Annotated in this window: 11 protein-coding genes and 1 pseudogene; 6 read left to right on the top strand and 6 right to left on the bottom strand. The window is 46.4% G+C overall.

Translation table 11 applies throughout. The features are described 5' to 3' along the window. Positions 1–36: 36 nt before the first annotated feature. Complete coding sequence (locus QFZ51_RS06305; protein ID WP_429044278.1) at positions 37–1,527, bottom strand: ATP-binding cassette domain-containing protein; 1,491 nt, start codon at positions 1,525–1,527, stop codon at positions 37–39. 76 nt (positions 1,528–1,603) lie between these two features. Between QFZ51_RS06305 and QFZ51_RS06300 the strand changes: the two genes are divergently transcribed. Continuing rightward, on the top strand, positions 1,604–2,065 hold the full coding sequence (locus QFZ51_RS06300; RefSeq protein WP_429044275.1) for a GNAT family N-acetyltransferase: 462 nt from the start codon (positions 1,604–1,606) through the stop codon (positions 2,063–2,065). 214 nt (positions 2,066–2,279) lie between these two features. Here QFZ51_RS06300 and QFZ51_RS06295 read toward each other — a convergent pair whose 3' ends face one another. From QFZ51_RS06295 to QFZ51_RS06275, 5 genes are all read right to left on the bottom strand, one after another. Beyond that, positions 2,280–3,077, bottom strand: a complete 798-nt coding sequence (locus QFZ51_RS06295; protein ID WP_429044272.1) for a DUF6048 family protein — start codon at positions 3,075–3,077, stop codon at positions 2,280–2,282. Beyond that, a complete protein-coding gene (locus QFZ51_RS06290; protein WP_429044269.1) occupies positions 3,070–3,546 on the bottom strand; it encodes a DUF6452 family protein in 477 nt (158 codons plus the stop codon). The genes QFZ51_RS06295 and QFZ51_RS06290 overlap by 8 nt, the downstream gene beginning before the upstream one ends. Positions 3,547–3,570: 24 nt before the next feature. Continuing rightward, entirely contained in the window at positions 3,571–6,450 is a 2,880-nt protein-coding gene (gene uvrA, locus QFZ51_RS06285) for an excinuclease ABC subunit UvrA (protein ID WP_429044267.1), read from the bottom strand. Positions 6,451–6,820: 370 nt separating this feature from the next. Further along, on the bottom strand, positions 6,821–8,083 hold the full coding sequence (gene fabF / locus QFZ51_RS06280) for a beta-ketoacyl-ACP synthase II (RefSeq protein WP_429044265.1): 1,263 nt from the start codon (positions 8,081–8,083) through the stop codon (positions 6,821–6,823). Between the two features lie 260 nt (positions 8,084–8,343). Further along, positions 8,344–9,417 carry a fatty acid desaturase gene (locus QFZ51_RS06275; protein ID WP_429044262.1) on the bottom strand — a complete coding sequence of 358 codons (1,074 nt, stop codon included), beginning with the start codon at positions 9,415–9,417 and terminating at the stop codon, positions 8,344–8,346. 271 nt (positions 9,418–9,688) lie between these two features. Here QFZ51_RS06275 and QFZ51_RS06270 point away from each other — a divergent pair, with 271 nt between their 5' ends. From QFZ51_RS06270 to QFZ51_RS06250, 5 genes and pseudogenes are all read left to right on the top strand, one after another. Continuing rightward, complete coding sequence (locus QFZ51_RS06270) at positions 9,689–10,705, top strand: LacI family DNA-binding transcriptional regulator (protein WP_370911078.1); 1,017 nt, start codon at positions 9,689–9,691, stop codon at positions 10,703–10,705. Positions 10,706–10,926: 221 nt separating this feature from the next. Then, positions 10,927–12,606, top strand: a complete 1,680-nt coding sequence (locus QFZ51_RS06265) for a GH92 family glycosyl hydrolase (RefSeq protein ID WP_429044258.1) — start codon at positions 10,927–10,929, stop codon at positions 12,604–12,606. Further along, a pseudogene (locus QFZ51_RS06260) lies at positions 12,546–13,223 on the top strand (GH92 family glycosyl hydrolase); the annotation flags it as partial. The gene QFZ51_RS06265 and the pseudogene QFZ51_RS06260, both read left to right, overlap by 61 nt. A gap of 243 nt (positions 13,224–13,466) precedes the next feature. Continuing rightward, the gene (locus tag QFZ51_RS06255) at positions 13,467–15,749 is read left to right on the top strand and encodes a GH92 family glycosyl hydrolase (protein WP_429044256.1); all 2,283 of its coding nucleotides are present in this window, start codon (positions 13,467–13,469) and stop codon (positions 15,747–15,749) included. Between the two features lie 96 nt (positions 15,750–15,845). Further along, complete coding sequence (locus QFZ51_RS06250; RefSeq protein WP_429044254.1) at positions 15,846–16,139, top strand: hypothetical protein; 294 nt, start codon at positions 15,846–15,848, stop codon at positions 16,137–16,139. The last annotated feature ends 14 nt before the right edge of the window (positions 16,140–16,153 follow it).

Raw genomic sequence — 16,153 nt, 5'->3', positions numbered from 1 at the left:
AAAATCAGCGTAATCCTGAGAAAGACAAAATCCGCACTACACCATTTCACCCTTGTCCAACCGGATGAACTTATCTACACACGAAGGCAGTTCATCTTCGTAGTGGGTAACGAAGATGAGTGTCACCGGCATGTGTTCACACAACTGTTCTATTACTTTTTTGAAATGTAGCTTTTGTTGGGTATCCAGTCCCTGGCAGGGTTCATCAAAGATCAGCAGGGGTGGATTTTTAACCAGGGCGCGTGCCAGCAGGGCTAAGCGCTGGGCGCTTTCAGGCACCTGTTTGAACGGTGCTTTTTCATGTTCCGCTATATTGAGAACGCTCATCCAGTCGCGGGCCACCTGTTGCTGTTCAGCGGTAGCTGGCCTGGTGCTGCCGATTACATCGGAGAAGCCGGAACATACTACCTGGAGGCAGTTGTCGCGGGAGGTAAAATACTGGTGTAATTCAGGGGAAACGAAGCCGATTTTTTTCTTGATATCCCAGATGCTTTCGCCGCTGCCCCGCTTCCGGTCGAACAACCAGAGCTTATTGGCATATGCCTGCGGATTATCCCCATTCACAAGACTCAGCAGCGTAGATTTGCCGGCGCCGTTGGGACCAAGCAGCGCCCATTTTTCGTTTGGTTTTACCGTCCAGTTGATGCCATTCAGGATGGTGTTTTCACCGTATTTAATATGGATGTCTTCCATCCGGACAATAGTGTCGAACTGTTGCTGCTGACTGTTTTGCACCAGCGCGGCTATTTTATGGGCTTCCATTTCCGGCAGCGCTATTGCTGTTGCTGCGGGCAGCGGCAGCTGTATAAATTCACTGCGTGTATACTTACCTGTTATACCGCCATTTTCCAGGGTAAGGACATGTGTAATATGCTCAGGAATTTCATGGGGAGCGGTGGCCAGCAATACAGTGGCGCCACCGGCAATGATTTCATTGATCATATTGCTGAAATCTTTCCTGGCCTGCACATCCAGCCCGATGTAGGGATTATCCAGCATAAGCAGTTGCGGCTGTTGGATGAGGGCACGTGCAATCATTACCCGGCGGGTTTCGCCATTGGATAATTTGATGAGCCGTTTTTCCAGCAGCGGCGCAATGCGGAGAGGCTGGAGTAATGCCGGTACTTCAGTGAGTTCCAGGTATTCCGTTACAGTAGGGGAATTATCAGCGTCCATACTATTGAAGCGTTGCTGATAATAAAAATCCGTGGTAGTATTGGAGAGATTCCGGAAAGTGTGATGATGCCCTACCAGGGCTACCAGGTTACGGTAATTAAACCAGGGATCTGTGACGGTATGTTGCCGGCACCACTCATCGTAAAAGTGGTAATGGATACTGCCATTGATGATATTAAATTTACCAAGAATGGTATTCAGCAGGGCTGTTTTACCGGAACCGCTGGGTCCTGTAATGGCCCACTGCTCTCCTTTGCTGATCTGCCAGGTGAGGGTATTGAATAATGTTTTATCAAGATACCTCACCGTAATGTGTTCCAGCGAAAGGAACGGTGTTTGCTGTTCTGTCATAGTTTGAACGATTGGGCTCAATATTCTTCTATCGGATATAAAATTAATCCGATTATTGAAAGCTTCCAGTAAATTTATGGCAAAGTTTGAGGGTATGATCTGGAATACAAAATCATTTGAGGAGTTAACTACTGCCGAGCTCTATGCTATCCTGCATTTGCGCAGTGAAGTATTTGTGGTGGAGCAAAACTGCGCCTACCAGGACCTGGACTATTCCGACCAGAAAGGACTGCATTTAATGGGAACAGATGAAGAGGGCCGGTTGCTGGCATATACCCGTATTTTTCCACCGGGAATCAAATTTAAGGAGGCATCTATCGGCAGGGTAATTACATCCCCGCTGGCCCGCGGCAAAGGTGCGGGAAGGGAATTGATGGAGCGCTCTATTGCCACGTTGCAGAAGCATTATGGCATGATTCCTATCCGGATAGGGGCACAGCAATATTTGCAACGGTTTTATACTTCGCTGGGATTTGAGCAAACCAGCGATACTTATATGGAAGATGGGATTCCTCACATTGAGATGCTGCGGCGATAACGCGGATGTTGTCTTTCTCGCTGATTACGTTGATTTTGCTGATTAGTTTGATTTTTACTTTTGGATTTTATAAAGGATTAAGGGAGATAGAAGCGGATATATCGCTCTTATCTCCCTTAATTATATTAAATCTAAAAATCTAAAAAAAATCCAAAAGTAAAAATCAAACTAATCAGCAAAATCAACGTAATCAGCGAGAAAGACAACCTCCGCGTTATCGCTTAGGTATTTTCTTCTTCTTCACTTCTTTATCGGGCGCGTGTTCTTTTATCCGGTAGAAGGGGATAGCGTATGAAATGGTGTATTGCACATCAAAAACTGATCTTTTAGAACCATTACCAAAACCGGGAATGACGAGTGGCGTCATGTTATCGGTTTTTACGTTGTTAACCAGGATGCGTTCCCGGATGTTCCAGCCCATGAAAAAGTTCTTGAGCACTTCTACTTTCAATCCTACCAGGAGCTCCACCCAATGGGCATTTACTGCGGTTTTGGGGACGCTGCCCGTGAGATTATCGCCCCAATAGGTATTTTTAATGGAGTAGGTGGGAACCGAATAATTAAAATGAGAGAATCCATAACGGAAGCCCACATAGAACATATTCTTTTCGGAAACATATTGTCTTTTCAGAAAATTATAATCAATGCCCAGGGTAACAAACATACCATTCCCTTTATAGGTATAATTGGTATCGCTGTACGGGGTATTGGCATATCCGGCTTCAAAGGCAGCGTAAAGATTACTGTTGATACGAGCATCTGCCACGGCAGTTACTTCTTTTCTGTAAGGATAATAGATAGCAGAAACGATACGGCTAAGATCCACTCCTATCCGCACTGCCCCCGGAATAAACCAGGAGCTGTCTTTATGCGCCAACACTGCCGCTTTTGCTGAATCAGCCAGCACTTTATGCGTGGTATCAGCTTTAACAGCTTTGGGCAGCGTATCCGTTTTAGCGGCGGCCGGCTTGTTTTGTGCCGTGGCAGCAACGCTGAGCAGGATACTAGTCAAAAAAGAAATACAAAGTAAGATGCGTGTCATTACTGCTAGTTACGGACTTATTATTAATTACGACAGAATCGATGGTATGCATGGTGGCGATAACAGTATCTATATTAAAATAGGTACCAAAACCACATCCGGGGGAAATAAAATGCTGTTGCCGCGTATACCTGATCTTTAAAGTATCAGGCACAAAGCTGGAATCCACTTTCACGTAAAAGAGGCTGCTGTCTGCTATCGGTGATAGCTGGAAGAACAGGTCGCCCAATGCCTGGCTCCTGTAAATGGTATCTCTGCCAAATGCATATGCGGTTACTTTCGGCATAACAGTGTCTGATAATCTGTCATTGAGTTTGCGCATAAGATGCGTATGGTAATCATTCCGTAAAGTCTGATCGCATACTTTCGTTTCATTTTCACAGGCAATGATGCCCGCGAAAATGAAACAGGTGAGTAATATCTGGTAGATGCTTTTCATTGCTTGTTTACAGTTGGCAAGATATTAAATTCCCAGCTCCTTTTTGAGGAATCTGGCGGTATGACTTTCTTTGCAGGTACTTACCTGTTCGGGAGTGCCGGTACATAAGATGGTGCCGCCGCCGCCGCCGCCTTCCGGCCCCAGGTCTACAATGTAGTCCGCCATTTTAATAACATCCAGGTTATGTTCAATGACCAGTACGGTGTTGCCCCTGTCGACCAATTTGTACAGTACTTTTAACAGCAGCTGTATGTCCTGGAAATGCAGTCCCGTTGTTGGTTCATCGAGTATATAAATAGTCTTGCCGGTATCTTTCTTGGATAGTTCGGTGGCCAGTTTTACCCGCTGCGCCTCGCCTCCGGAAAGGGTTACGGCAGATTGTCCGAGCGTAATGTATCCGAGTCCCACATCCTGCAGCGTCTTTATTTTGCGGTAGATCCATGGTACCGGCTGGAAAAACTCCACGGCTTCGTCTACTGTCATGTCCAGCACATCGGAAATGGATTTGCCTTTATAGCGGATTTCCAGCGTTTCACGGTTATACCGGCGACCGTTACATTTTTCGCAATGCACATATACATCCGGCAGGAAGTTCATTTCGATCACGCGCATGCCGCCGCCTTCACAAACATCACAGCGACCGGTTTTTACATTAAATGAGAAACGGCCGGCATTATATCCCCGGATCTTAGCCTCCGGCACGGAAGCAAAGAGGGTCCTGATGTCGGTGAAAAACCCGCAGTAGGTAGCCGGGTTGCTGCGCGGGGTACGGCCTATGGGCGACTGATCAATTTCAATCACCTTATCTATAAACTCCAGTCCCTTGATGCTTTTGTAAGGCATGGGCACCATCTTGGAGTCGTAAGCGTGTTTAGAAAGAATGGGATACAGCGTTTCATTGATCAGGGTAGATTTACCGCTGCCGGAAACGCCGGTAACACAAATGAAAGTGCCCAGGGGCAGTTTCAGGTTTACATTCTTCAGGTTATTGCCGGTAGCGCCTTTCAGCTCGAGGAAATTACCATTGCCTTTGCGGCGTTGTTCGGGTACTTCCGGGGTGGCGTTACCATTCAGGTATCCCGCGGTGGGTGTATTGAGTTTAAGTATTTGTTTAGGCGTACCCTGTGCAATGATCTGGCCACCGTGAACACCGGCGCCGGGACCAATATCTACCAGGTGATCCGCATGGAGCATAATGTCTTTGTCGTGTTCCACTACAATAACGGTATTGCCCATGTCTTTCAGGTTGCGAAGGGCATCTATCAGCTGCATGTTATCGCGCTGATGTAAACCGATACTGGGTTCATCCAGGATATAGGTGATGCCCATGAGCTGGGATCCTATCTGTGTGGCGAGGCGGATACGTTGCGATTCGCCGCCGCTGAGGCTCCGGGTGGGGCGGTTCAGCGTAAGGTAGTTTAATCCTACGTTCAGCAGGAACCCGAGCCTTTCACGGATCTCTTTCAGGATATCCTTCGCAATTGCATTTTGTTTTTTCTCAAGACGGGTTTCGATATTTCCAAACCAGGCCAGGAGCTTATCCAGGTCCATGTTACCGAGTTCGGAGATATTTTTTTCATCAATCTTGAAAAACAGGCTTTCCTTTTTGAGGCGGGCGCCGTTACATTCGGGGCAGGTGCTTAGCTTCATGAAACCTTCTGCCCAGCTGCGTACATGATCGGAGGAGGTGTCGTTAAAATAACGGCGAACCATGTTTACTACTCCTTCGTATTCAGTGGCGTATTCGGTGCTGCCATTGCTTTCTCCAAATTCCAGGTCTACTTCCAGTTTGCCGTTTTCATCACCAAACAACAATACGTTGAGAGCTTTTTGCGGGATGCTGGAAATAGGGGCTGTTAAGGAAAATTTATACTTTTTGGCGAGTTGTTGTACCTGTTTAAAGGTAAAGGTATCGCGTGCTTCACCTAATGGTTTTAGTCCGCCGTCGGTGATGGATATGTTGTAATCCGGGATTACTTCGTCCATATCTATCTGGTAGATGGTGCCAAGACCTTTACAGCGGGGGCAGGCGCCATAGGGGGAGTTAAAGGAGAAGGTGTTGGGGCTGGGTTCTTCGTAGGAAAGGCCGGTTTCCTCACACATCAGTTGTTTGCTGTACTGGCTCACTTTATTGGTATCGTGGTCCATGATAAATAGCAATCCTTTTCCCATGGTGAGCGCCTTTTGTACGCTCTGGCTGATACGGGTGCGCGCATCTTCCTGAACCTGGATACGGTCTATCACGAGTTCAATGTCGTGGATCTTGTAGCGGTCCACCTGCATTCTTTCTTTCAGGTCTTCTATTTCCCCGTCGATCCGCACTTTGAGGTAGCCTTGTTTACGTACCTGTTCAAACAGTTCCCGGTAGTGGCCTTTTCGTCCACGTACAAGCGGGGCGAGGATGGCAAGCTTTTTATTTTTATAATGTTTGAAAACATGCGCCAATATTTCCTCTTCTGAGAAGCGGGTCATGGGTTTGTTGGTATTGTAGGAGTAGGCGGTTCCGGCGCGTGCATAGAGCAGGCGGAGGAAATCGTAAATCTCCGTGATAGTACCAACGGTAGACCGTGGATTTTTATTGGTCGTTTTCTGTTCTATAGAAATAACGGGAGAAAGTCCGGTGATTTTATCCACATCGGGCCTTTCCATATCGCCGATAAACTGGCGGGCATAAGCGGAAAAGCTTTCCATGTAACGGCGTTGTCCTTCTGCATAGATGGTATCAAATGCCAGTGATGATTTCCCACTGCCACTGATGCCGGTGATTACTACCAGCTTATTTTTGGGCAACTGCAGGTCCAGGTTTTTCAGGTTATGCTCCCGGGCGCCAAAAATGACTATTTGTTCATCTGCCGGGGCTTGCGCAACGGAAGTATCGGGTACATTCTCTTTTTTCTTTGCCATAATATTAAACTACTAAGCTACGGCATAATTGCGAATTTTCGGTTCTGTAATGCTAAGAATTTTAGCGAAGTGAGGGGAGGGCGCCCTCGGCGCCTGTAAATTGTCTTGAGCAGGATTTTGGAATTAACTGTGATGGCACTGATTTTACCACTTTTTGTTATTAATTTAATTAAGGGAGATGTAAGCGGATAATTACTAATTGTAATTACACGGATTTCCTGATTATTAACAAGGTCGTTAACAGATTCGGGGAGATAAAAGCGGATCTATCCGCTTTTATCTCCCCGAAATATTTACAACAAGAAGTGGTAAAATCAGTGCCATCACAGTTAATCCCAAAATCCTGCTCAAGGCAATTTACAGGCGCCGCCTACGCCTTATATTTTTTGAATATTACAATCGCGTTGTGTCCGCCAAAACCGAAAGTATTGCTCATGGCTACGTTCACCGTACGTTGCTGTGCCTTACCGAGGGTGAGGTTCAGGTTGGTAGGGATGCCTTCACCCAACACGGAAGTGTTGATGGTGGGTGGAATGATATCTTCCTGTGTGGCTTTGATACAAGCGATGGCTTCAATAGCGCCGGCCGCTCCGAGCAGGTGACCTGTCATGGATTTGGTAGCGCTGATATTGAGTTTTTGCACATGGTCACCAAAAGCGGTAACAATGGCTTTTAATTCGCTGAGATCTCCTACTGGTGTGGAGGTAGTGTGTGAGTTGATGTAATCCACATCGGTAGTCGCGATGTCGGCATCTTCCAGGGCCTGTTCCATACCTAAGCGTGCGCCCATGCCTTCCGGATGGGTGGCTGTGAGGTGGTAGGCATCGCAGGTCATGGCGCCGCCAATCATTTCTCCATAGATGGTAGCACCCCTGGCGATAGCGTGTTCATATTCTTCCAGGATAATAGCGCCTGCGCCTTCACCCATTACAAATCCGTCGCGTTCTATATCGAACGGGCGGGAAGCGTGGGCTGCATCTTCGTTGCGGGTGGATAAAGCTTTAAGGGCATTGAATCCGGCAATACCGGCGCGGGTTACAGGAGCTTCAGAGCCACCTGCCACAATTGCGTTGGCTTTACCCAGGCGGATGTAGTTAAAAGCATCTACCAGGGCGCTGGTAGAGGAAGCGCATGCAGAAACTGTACAGAAGTTGATCCCCATGAAACCGTATTTCATAGCTATCTGGCCTGCTGCAATGTCACATATCAATTTAGGGATAAAGAAAGGATTGAATTTAGGGACAAAGTTGGCCTGTGTAAATTCAACGATCTGTTCTTCGAACGTAAGCATCCCGCCATTGCCTGATGCCCAGATCACCCCAATTTTAGTTTTGTCGATGTTGGCATTATCGAGGCCGGCATCCTGTACTGCTTCCTGTGCAGCCGCCATAGCGTACTGGGTGAAGCAATCCATTTTGCGGGCTTCTTTCTTTTCCATATATTTTTCCACCTCAAACCCCTTGACTTCACAGGCGAATTTTGTTTTAAACTCTGTGGTGTCAAATTTAGTGATGGGGCCGGCGCCACTAACGCCTGCCTTCATATTGTTCCAAAAAGTATTTACATCATTCCCGATAGGTGTCAATGCTCCCAATCCGGTAACCACAACCCTTTTCAGTGTAACAGTACGCATATTTTTTACTTTAATAAAAAAAGTTAGAGCGCAAATTTAGTTACTTATTGTTATGATTAAGCATATTCATTAAGATAATATAATATAACTTTTTGGAATTTACGATGAAGCGCTGTGCAGACGCGGGTTCGTGCGCATGAGGGCGCAGGATCTGACAGTTCCCTTACTCTTTTCCTGGCATTTTTATCTTAAAAATGTGAGAATGCAAGGGAATTGTAACCTTATAAAAGAAAACCTCCCGTAAATAGACAGTAATATTATCAGGCTGCAGCCACAGCTGCCGGTACAGGCAGTGCGGTAATTTTACGGGTACGCTGCTTCAGAAAGCAAATGATTTCAGCATCTGTCTGGAAGCGGTCGCCGATATTCACAAAGTGTTTTGCCAGCAGGTCGTAACGTTTGCCCATAAGGAAAGCCCATACATGCAGGAAATGGATGCCATCAAATACGATAGCTTCGTTGCTGATGTATTCGTCCAGTGTTTTAGTGAAGTATACGGGATGCTCTGTCCAATGCATGTTTGGTTTTACGTGATGACTGATATGATAGCCATCGTTCCAGCATTTATGGTTATACTTTGTATTGATACAGGTGATGCTGTTTTTATAGGAATTATCCGGTTCTTCCGGGCAGATAAAAGCATGTTGCGCCCAGTTGCCCACCATCATGATTACGCGGGAAATCATAAACGGTAATATAAATACCACGAAAGTAGCAGGGAAGTTGATAAAGGATAAACCAACGCAGGCGCCGAGAAATAATACTTCTCCCCTTACCAGTTTTACCATCAGTTTACTTCTTTTTCTCTGTAAATGATAGCGGGCGGTATCATAAACACCGAAAGTGATAAAGCTTCCCAGGTAAGAAAGAAATCCACGGAGGGAGTCGCGCTGGTAGATCATGGTGCAGCTATCATCGTCGGGCATATTATTTTCCGGATGATGCATGCCAATATGATGAGAATAATAGCCTTCCGGCGTTTGGCCGAACAACGGACCGATGGCCCAGGGCAGATAATTATTCCAGAACTGGTATTTTTTTTCAAAGAAAGCACGGTGGCTGGTGCAATGCAGCATCAGGCCAAAAGGCCCTTTGAAAGTAAAGTTATTCAGGAACTGGTAAGCAATAGCAGCGCCCCACCAAACCCAGTTATTTATTCCGGGAATATACATGAGGATAGCCAGCGGCCAGAGGGTGAAAGTAATTTTCAGTGTCAGGTACACAAAGGGAAGGTCGCGTTCATCCCTGATCCAGCTTTTGAAAAGACGGTCAAGTGCAGTTTCATGTGTAGGCTTGATGTAAACCGGGTCAGTAAGTTGAGAAAGTTGCTTCATATGCTCAGTGTATTTTTTACTACAGTTGTAATAATGTTGGCCAGGAGCCGGTAGATTATTATAACGTTCCCACGGAAGATATATTATGCCGTACGGGGCTACTGAAGATAACCATTTTTTTCTTCCCTGGTAGTAATTACAGGTATTTTTGTAATTTCCGTTTCAATGTGTATCTGTCAGAGGGTAACATACCCTGTAATATGTAATAGATGGATGTGTGGGAATGTCCAGGTAATTCCATTTTCATATATGCCAAAACCAATCACTATACATGAAGCGATTAACCCTTAAGGATGTTGCAAAAATGGCCGGAGTAGCGCCTTCCACGGTATCTTTCGTTTTAAACGGAAAGGGGAAGCAAATGCGTATCCGCGACGAGGTAGCCACCAGGATCATGCAGGTGGCGGAAAAATCCGGGTATGAGCCTCACCGTATGGCGGTGAACCTCCGCACCGGGCAATCCAAGACCCTGGGTCTGATTGTGGAAAGTATTTCCGGAAGTTTTTTTGCAAGTCTTGCTAAAACAATTGAAACGGAAGCAGAGCGCAAAGGATACAATGTGGTGTATTGCAGCACCGAAAACAATGCGCAGAAAGGCGGGGAGTTAATCCGTATGCTTGGCCGGCAAATGGTAGACGGTTACCTGATTACGCCTGCACCAGGTATGGAAAAAGAAATCCAGCAACTGGTGCACCAGCATAAGCCGGTAGTGCTGATGGACAGCTATTTTCCATCTATCAAAACGCCCTATGTGCTGATCAATAACTTTGACGGTGTGCAGCAGGGGATGAAACACCTGATAGGCAAAGGCCTCACCAAAATAGGCTTTGTAATGGTGGACGTGAAACTGATACAACTGGAGGAGCGCCTGCGGGGCTACACCACGGCACTGAAAGAACATAAGATCCCCGTAAAGAAAAAACATATCCTGCAGTTGCAGTACCACCGGCAGCGGGAAGACTCGCTGAATGAGCTGCAGGCCTTTATAGAAGCCAACCCGGAGCTGGACGCCATCTTTTTCTCCACCAACTACCTGGGTATCCTGGGACTGGAAGTAATCGCCAGGATGGGATTGAAGATGCCCGATGATATTGCCGTGCTCTGTTTCGACGATCACGATATCTTCCGTTTATATCCTCCCGGTATATCGGTGATAGAACAGCCGATAGAAGGCATTGCCAAAACGGCCATAGACCTGCTTATGCATCAGCTGGACAAAAACAGCGGGCCAATGAAGAAAACGGCGATAGAATTGCCCGGAAAGTTCATCCTGCGGGGATCGGCTTAATTGCCGGTACCGCTCGTAAAAAAACCATTAAATACTTGCAAATGCTGGAAAAATATTTATACTTTTAGAACCGGCTATTGTCGTTTAAGAGAAAAGGATTCGATGAATCTTTTTTTTCTGTACCTGTGCTAAATCGATTTTGTAAAAATTTCACGGTATCTTCACACAACGGAGTGTGATATTGGCCTAAGGATCATTTTTGTTGTATATAATATCTAATCATGAAAAAAGTTGGACTGTTAGCAGCCGCTTTATTATGCCTGCATGGTGCACACAGCCAAACGGTAAATAAAGTTGCTGAGCCGGCGGACTGGGTAAATACCCTGATGGGCACTGATTCCAAAGTGAGCTTATCAAACGGGAACACCTATCCTGCCATTGCCCTGCCCTGGGGTATGAACTTCTGGATGCCACAAACCAATACCATGGGGAATGGCTGGGCATATCAATATACCGCTGATAAAATCAGGGGATTCAAGCAAACACACCAACCTTCACCCTGGATCAACGACTATGGCCAGTTTGCCATTATGCCCGTTACCGGCACCGTGAAGTTTGATCAAAACAAACGTGCGAGCTGGTTTTCTCATAAATCAGAAGTAGCGAAACCATACTATTACAGCGTATACCTGGCCGACCCGGATGTTACCACGGAAATTACGCCCACGGAAAGAGCCGCCCAGCTGCGTTTTACCTACCCCGCTACCGACAGCGCTTTTATCGTGGTAGACGCATTCGACAAAGGTTCCTATATTAAAATATTGCCGGACGAAAAGAAGATCATTGGATATACCACCAAAAACAGCGGTGGCGTACCTTCCAATTTCAAAAACTACTTCGTTATCAAATTTGATAAACCATTTACGGTAGCCGATATCTGGCATGACTCGGTACTGGTGAAAGGCCAGCTGGAACTGCAGGCAGATCATACCGGCGCCGTGGTTGGTTTTAAAACAAAGAAAGGAGAGAAGGTGGGAATTAAAACCGCGTCTTCCTTTATCAGTTTTGAACAGGCAGAATTAAACCTGCAACGCGAAATCGGCCAGGATAATTTTGACGCTACCTGTAAGAAAGCAAAAGACAGCTGGAACCAGGAACTCGGCAGATTGGCCATAGAAGGCGGTACCAGCGAACAGGTAAGCACCTTCTACTCTTCCCTGTACCGTACCATGCTCTTCCCGCGCAAGTTCTATGAAATCAACGCAAAGAACGAAATCGTACACTACAGCCCGTTCAATGGCCAGGTGTTACCAGGCTACATGTTCACCGATAACGGGTTCTGGGACACTTTCCGTGCAGTACATCCTTTCTTTACCCTGATGTATCCTACGCTTAGCTCGCATATCATGGAAGGACTATCCAACGCTTACAATGAAAGCGGCTGGTTACCTGAGTGGGCAAGTCCCGGTCACCGCGATTGCATGGTGGGTTCCAACTCCGCATCCCTGATCGCTGACGCTTATTTAAAAGGTATCCGCGGATACGACATCAATAACCTGTACAAAGCGATTCTGAAAAACACGGAAAACGAAGGTCCGCTCAGCTCTGTAGGCCGCCTGGGCGTTAAATATTACAACACACTCGGCTACGTGCCTTACGATGTGGAAGTAAACGAAAACGCTGCACGTACACTGGAATATGCATACGACGATTTCACCATCTATCAGCTGGCAAAAGCACTCAACCGTCCGAAGAACGAAATCGACCGTTTTGAAAAACGTTCCCAGAACTACCGTAATCTCTTTGATCCGGAAACAAAACTGATGCGTGGAAAAAAAACAAGGATGGCAAATTCCAGGCGCCGTTCAATCCATTCAAATGGGGAGATGCCTTTACAGAAGGAAACAGCTGGCACTATACCTGGTCTGTATTCCACGATGTGCAAGGCCTGGCCAAACTAATGGGCGGCCGTGAAATGTTTGCCAAAATGCTTGATTCCGTTTTCAATATGCCGCCGGTATTTGATGAAAGCTACTATGGCACCGTTATCCACGAAATACGCGAAATGCAGATCATGAACATGGGACAGTATGCACACGGCAACCAACCCATTCAGCACATGATCTATTTATATAATTATGCAGGCCAGCCCTGGAAAACACAATACTGGATCCGCCAGGTAATGAGCCGTTTGTACAAAGCCACCCCGGATGGATACTGTGGTGATGAAGACAACGGTCAAACCAGCGCCTGGTACGTGTTCTCCGCCATGGGCTTCTATCCTGTTTGTCCGGGTACTCAACAATATGTACTGGGTACGCCACTCTTCTCCAAACTGACCATGACTTTCGAAGATGGTAAGAAAATGGTGATCAATGCTCCGGGCAACAGCGACACGAACCTGTATGTGCAAAAGGCCTCCCTTAACGGGCAGCCTTATACGAAGAACTGGATCAGCCACCAGGACCTGCAGAAAGGCGGTACCCTGGAATTTAACATGGGCGCTACTCCTGAGAAATCAAGAGGAACCGATCCGGCGGCTTATCCTTATTCCTATTCAGCAACAGCGAATAAGTAATATATACCGCCTGTAAACGATTTTCATTGTTCACTGAAATATTTCATCCCGACTCTTCGGGATGTACCAAATTTCTTACGCGAAGGTTGTCTTACTCAGGATTACGCTGATTTTGTTGATTTTGCTCTTTTGATTTTTTTTGATTTTAAAAGATTTTCTTTCAAATTATTTAAAAAAAATTCAGTGAAATCAACAAAATCAGCGTAATCCGGAATAAGACAACCTCCGCTAAAATCAACCGCTATGAGGAAACTACTTTTACCTTTACTCTTCTTTCCATCCCTGTGCGCAATGGCACAGGAGAATGTAATACAATATGTGAAGCCGATTACCGGCACACAGCGGATGGGCCACACCTATCCGGGCGCTACGGTGCCTTTTGGTATGGTGCAGCTTAGTCCTGAAACCGATACCATTCCTTACGAAATGAATGGGAAGTATAACCCCGATGTATATAAGTATTGCGCGGGTTATCAGTATGAAGATAAAACGATTGTTGGCTTCAGTCATACCCACTTCAGCGGTACCGGCCATTCCGACCTGGGTGATTTTCTCATCATGCCTACCGTGGGCGCATTGCAATTAAACCCCGGTACGGCAGATCATCCTGAAAGTGGCTACAGGTCTAAATTTTCCCATAGCACGGAAATAGCGGAGCCTGCTTACTATAAAGTGAAACTGGAAGATGATAACATCCTCGCAGAACTTACCGCCAGCAACCGCGTGGGATTTCACCAGTATACTTTTCCGGGTACCGGCCAGGCGCATATCATCCTGGATATGATGTCCGGTATTTACAACTACGACAATAAAAACGTGTGGACCTTTATCCGGGTAGAAAATGATACCCTGATCACCGGGTTCCGCCAAACTAACGGTTGGGCACGTACGAGAATAGAATATTTTGCCATGACCTTCTCGAAACCCTTTGTTCAGTACGGGCATCAGAATTATGCCAAAGATGTGTACAAAGGCTTCTGGAGAAAGTTTGACCAGTCGAAGAACTTCCCGGAAATGGCAGGAAAACAGATCCGCGCCTATTTCGACTTTAAAACAACACCCGGTGAAAAAGTCAAAATTAAATTTGCTTTATCTCCGGTCAGTACCGAGGGCGCACTGAAAAACCTGCGCGCGGAAATTCCGGGTTGGGATTTCGACCAGGTAAAACGCGATGGACAGGCACTTTGGACCAAAGAGCTGAATAAAATTCATATTGAATCAAAAAGCCGGGAAGAGAAAGAAAACTTCTATACCGCCATGTACCATGCCTTCATCAACCCTACCACTTACATGGATGTGGATGGACAATACCGCGGACTGGATATGAACATTCATACCGCAAACGGGTATACGAACTATACTACCTTTTCACTCTGGGATACCTACCGGGCATTGCACCCACTGTTTAATGTGATCCAGCCGAAACGGAATGCCGATATGATCCAGTCGATGCTGAATCACTATGAACAAAGTGCACAACACATGCTGCCTATCTGGTCGCATTATGCCAATGAAAACTGGTGCATGATCGGCTATCACAGCGTGTCCGTTATTGCTGATGCCATCATGAAAGGCAACGCTCCGTTTGATGTGAACAAAGCACTGGATGCATGCGTAACGACGGCGCGTCACCGCACTTACGACGGATTGGAATATTATATCGACAGGGGTTATATACCGGAAGATAAAAACGGTTCTTCCGTTTCCAAAACCCTTGAGTATGCATATGACGATTGGTGTATTGCACAGGTAGCTAAGAAATTAGGGCGGACAGATCTCTATGAAGAATTTATTAAACGTTCGCTGAATTATAAGAATGTATACGATTCCAACACCGGTTTCATGCGTCCAAAACTGAACGACGGTACCTTTAAAGCTAACTTTGATGCGCTGCAAACGCACGACCAGGGCTTTATTGAGGGGAACGCCTGGAACTATAGTTTATATGTGCCTCACTACCCCGATGAAATGATTGTCATGATGGGTGGTAAGAAACAATTTACCATTCACCTCGATTCCCTGTTTACCATGGAATTGCCCGATAAATTTTTTGCTGAAACAGAAGATATCACCCGCGATGGCATTATCGGTAACTACGTTCATGGCAACGAGCCTTCGCATCATGTGGCTTACCTGTATAACTGGACCGGCTATCCGTGGAAAACACAGGAGCGTGTACGCATGATCCTGAAAAAGATGTACCACCCGGGACCTGATGGTCTTGGCGGTAATGACGACTGCGGACAAATGAGCGCCTGGTACATTTTCACCACGCTGGGCTTCTACCCGGTTTGCCCTGGTTCCGACCAGTATTCGCTGGGCAGCCCGGCTATTGATAAGGCAACGCTGCAGCTGGAAAACGGTAAAACCTTTGTGGTGGATGTAAAAAATCAGGGCGATAAAAATGTGTATGTACAAAAGGTATTGCTCAACGGCACGCCGTTGAACCGTTTGTATATCACACATGCCGATATCATGAACGGCGGCACCATCACTTTTTATATGAGCGCCAAACCAAAGAAATAACAAGAGTGCCCAATCAGACAACTGGCTGTTTCCGATTACGGAAGCAGCCTTTTTTATGCCGTCATATTCCTATCTTGGCGGTAATAAATAACAAAAATGATTGCTATTGTTAAAGCAAACATCAACAACCTGGTTGATGTATGGCGTATAGCCAGCACCCCTTTCAACGCCTGTGTAGAAACGCCGGATTTCAGCTGGTGCAGTGTGCCTGGCCTGGAATGGCCCAATAAACTGTGGTTTAACGGAGATATTACGGAAGAAGTAATGCGAAAGGCACTGGATAGTATTCCTTCCGGCAAAATGGTCATCCCTTATTGGAATGCTACGGGGGAAGAAATTATTATCGCGCAGGGAGGGATAAAGGGTTCTGAGCAGATGGGGTGGGCGTGATTCCGGAGGCGAGA

Origin of the sequence: Chitinophaga sp. W3I9, from assembly GCF_050434025.1 — a bacterium.
Taxonomy (GTDB): domain Bacteria; phylum Bacteroidota; class Bacteroidia; order Chitinophagales; family Chitinophagaceae; genus Chitinophaga.
Note: the sequence above shows the minus strand (reverse complement) of the source record. Positions and strands in the feature narration are given on the sequence as shown.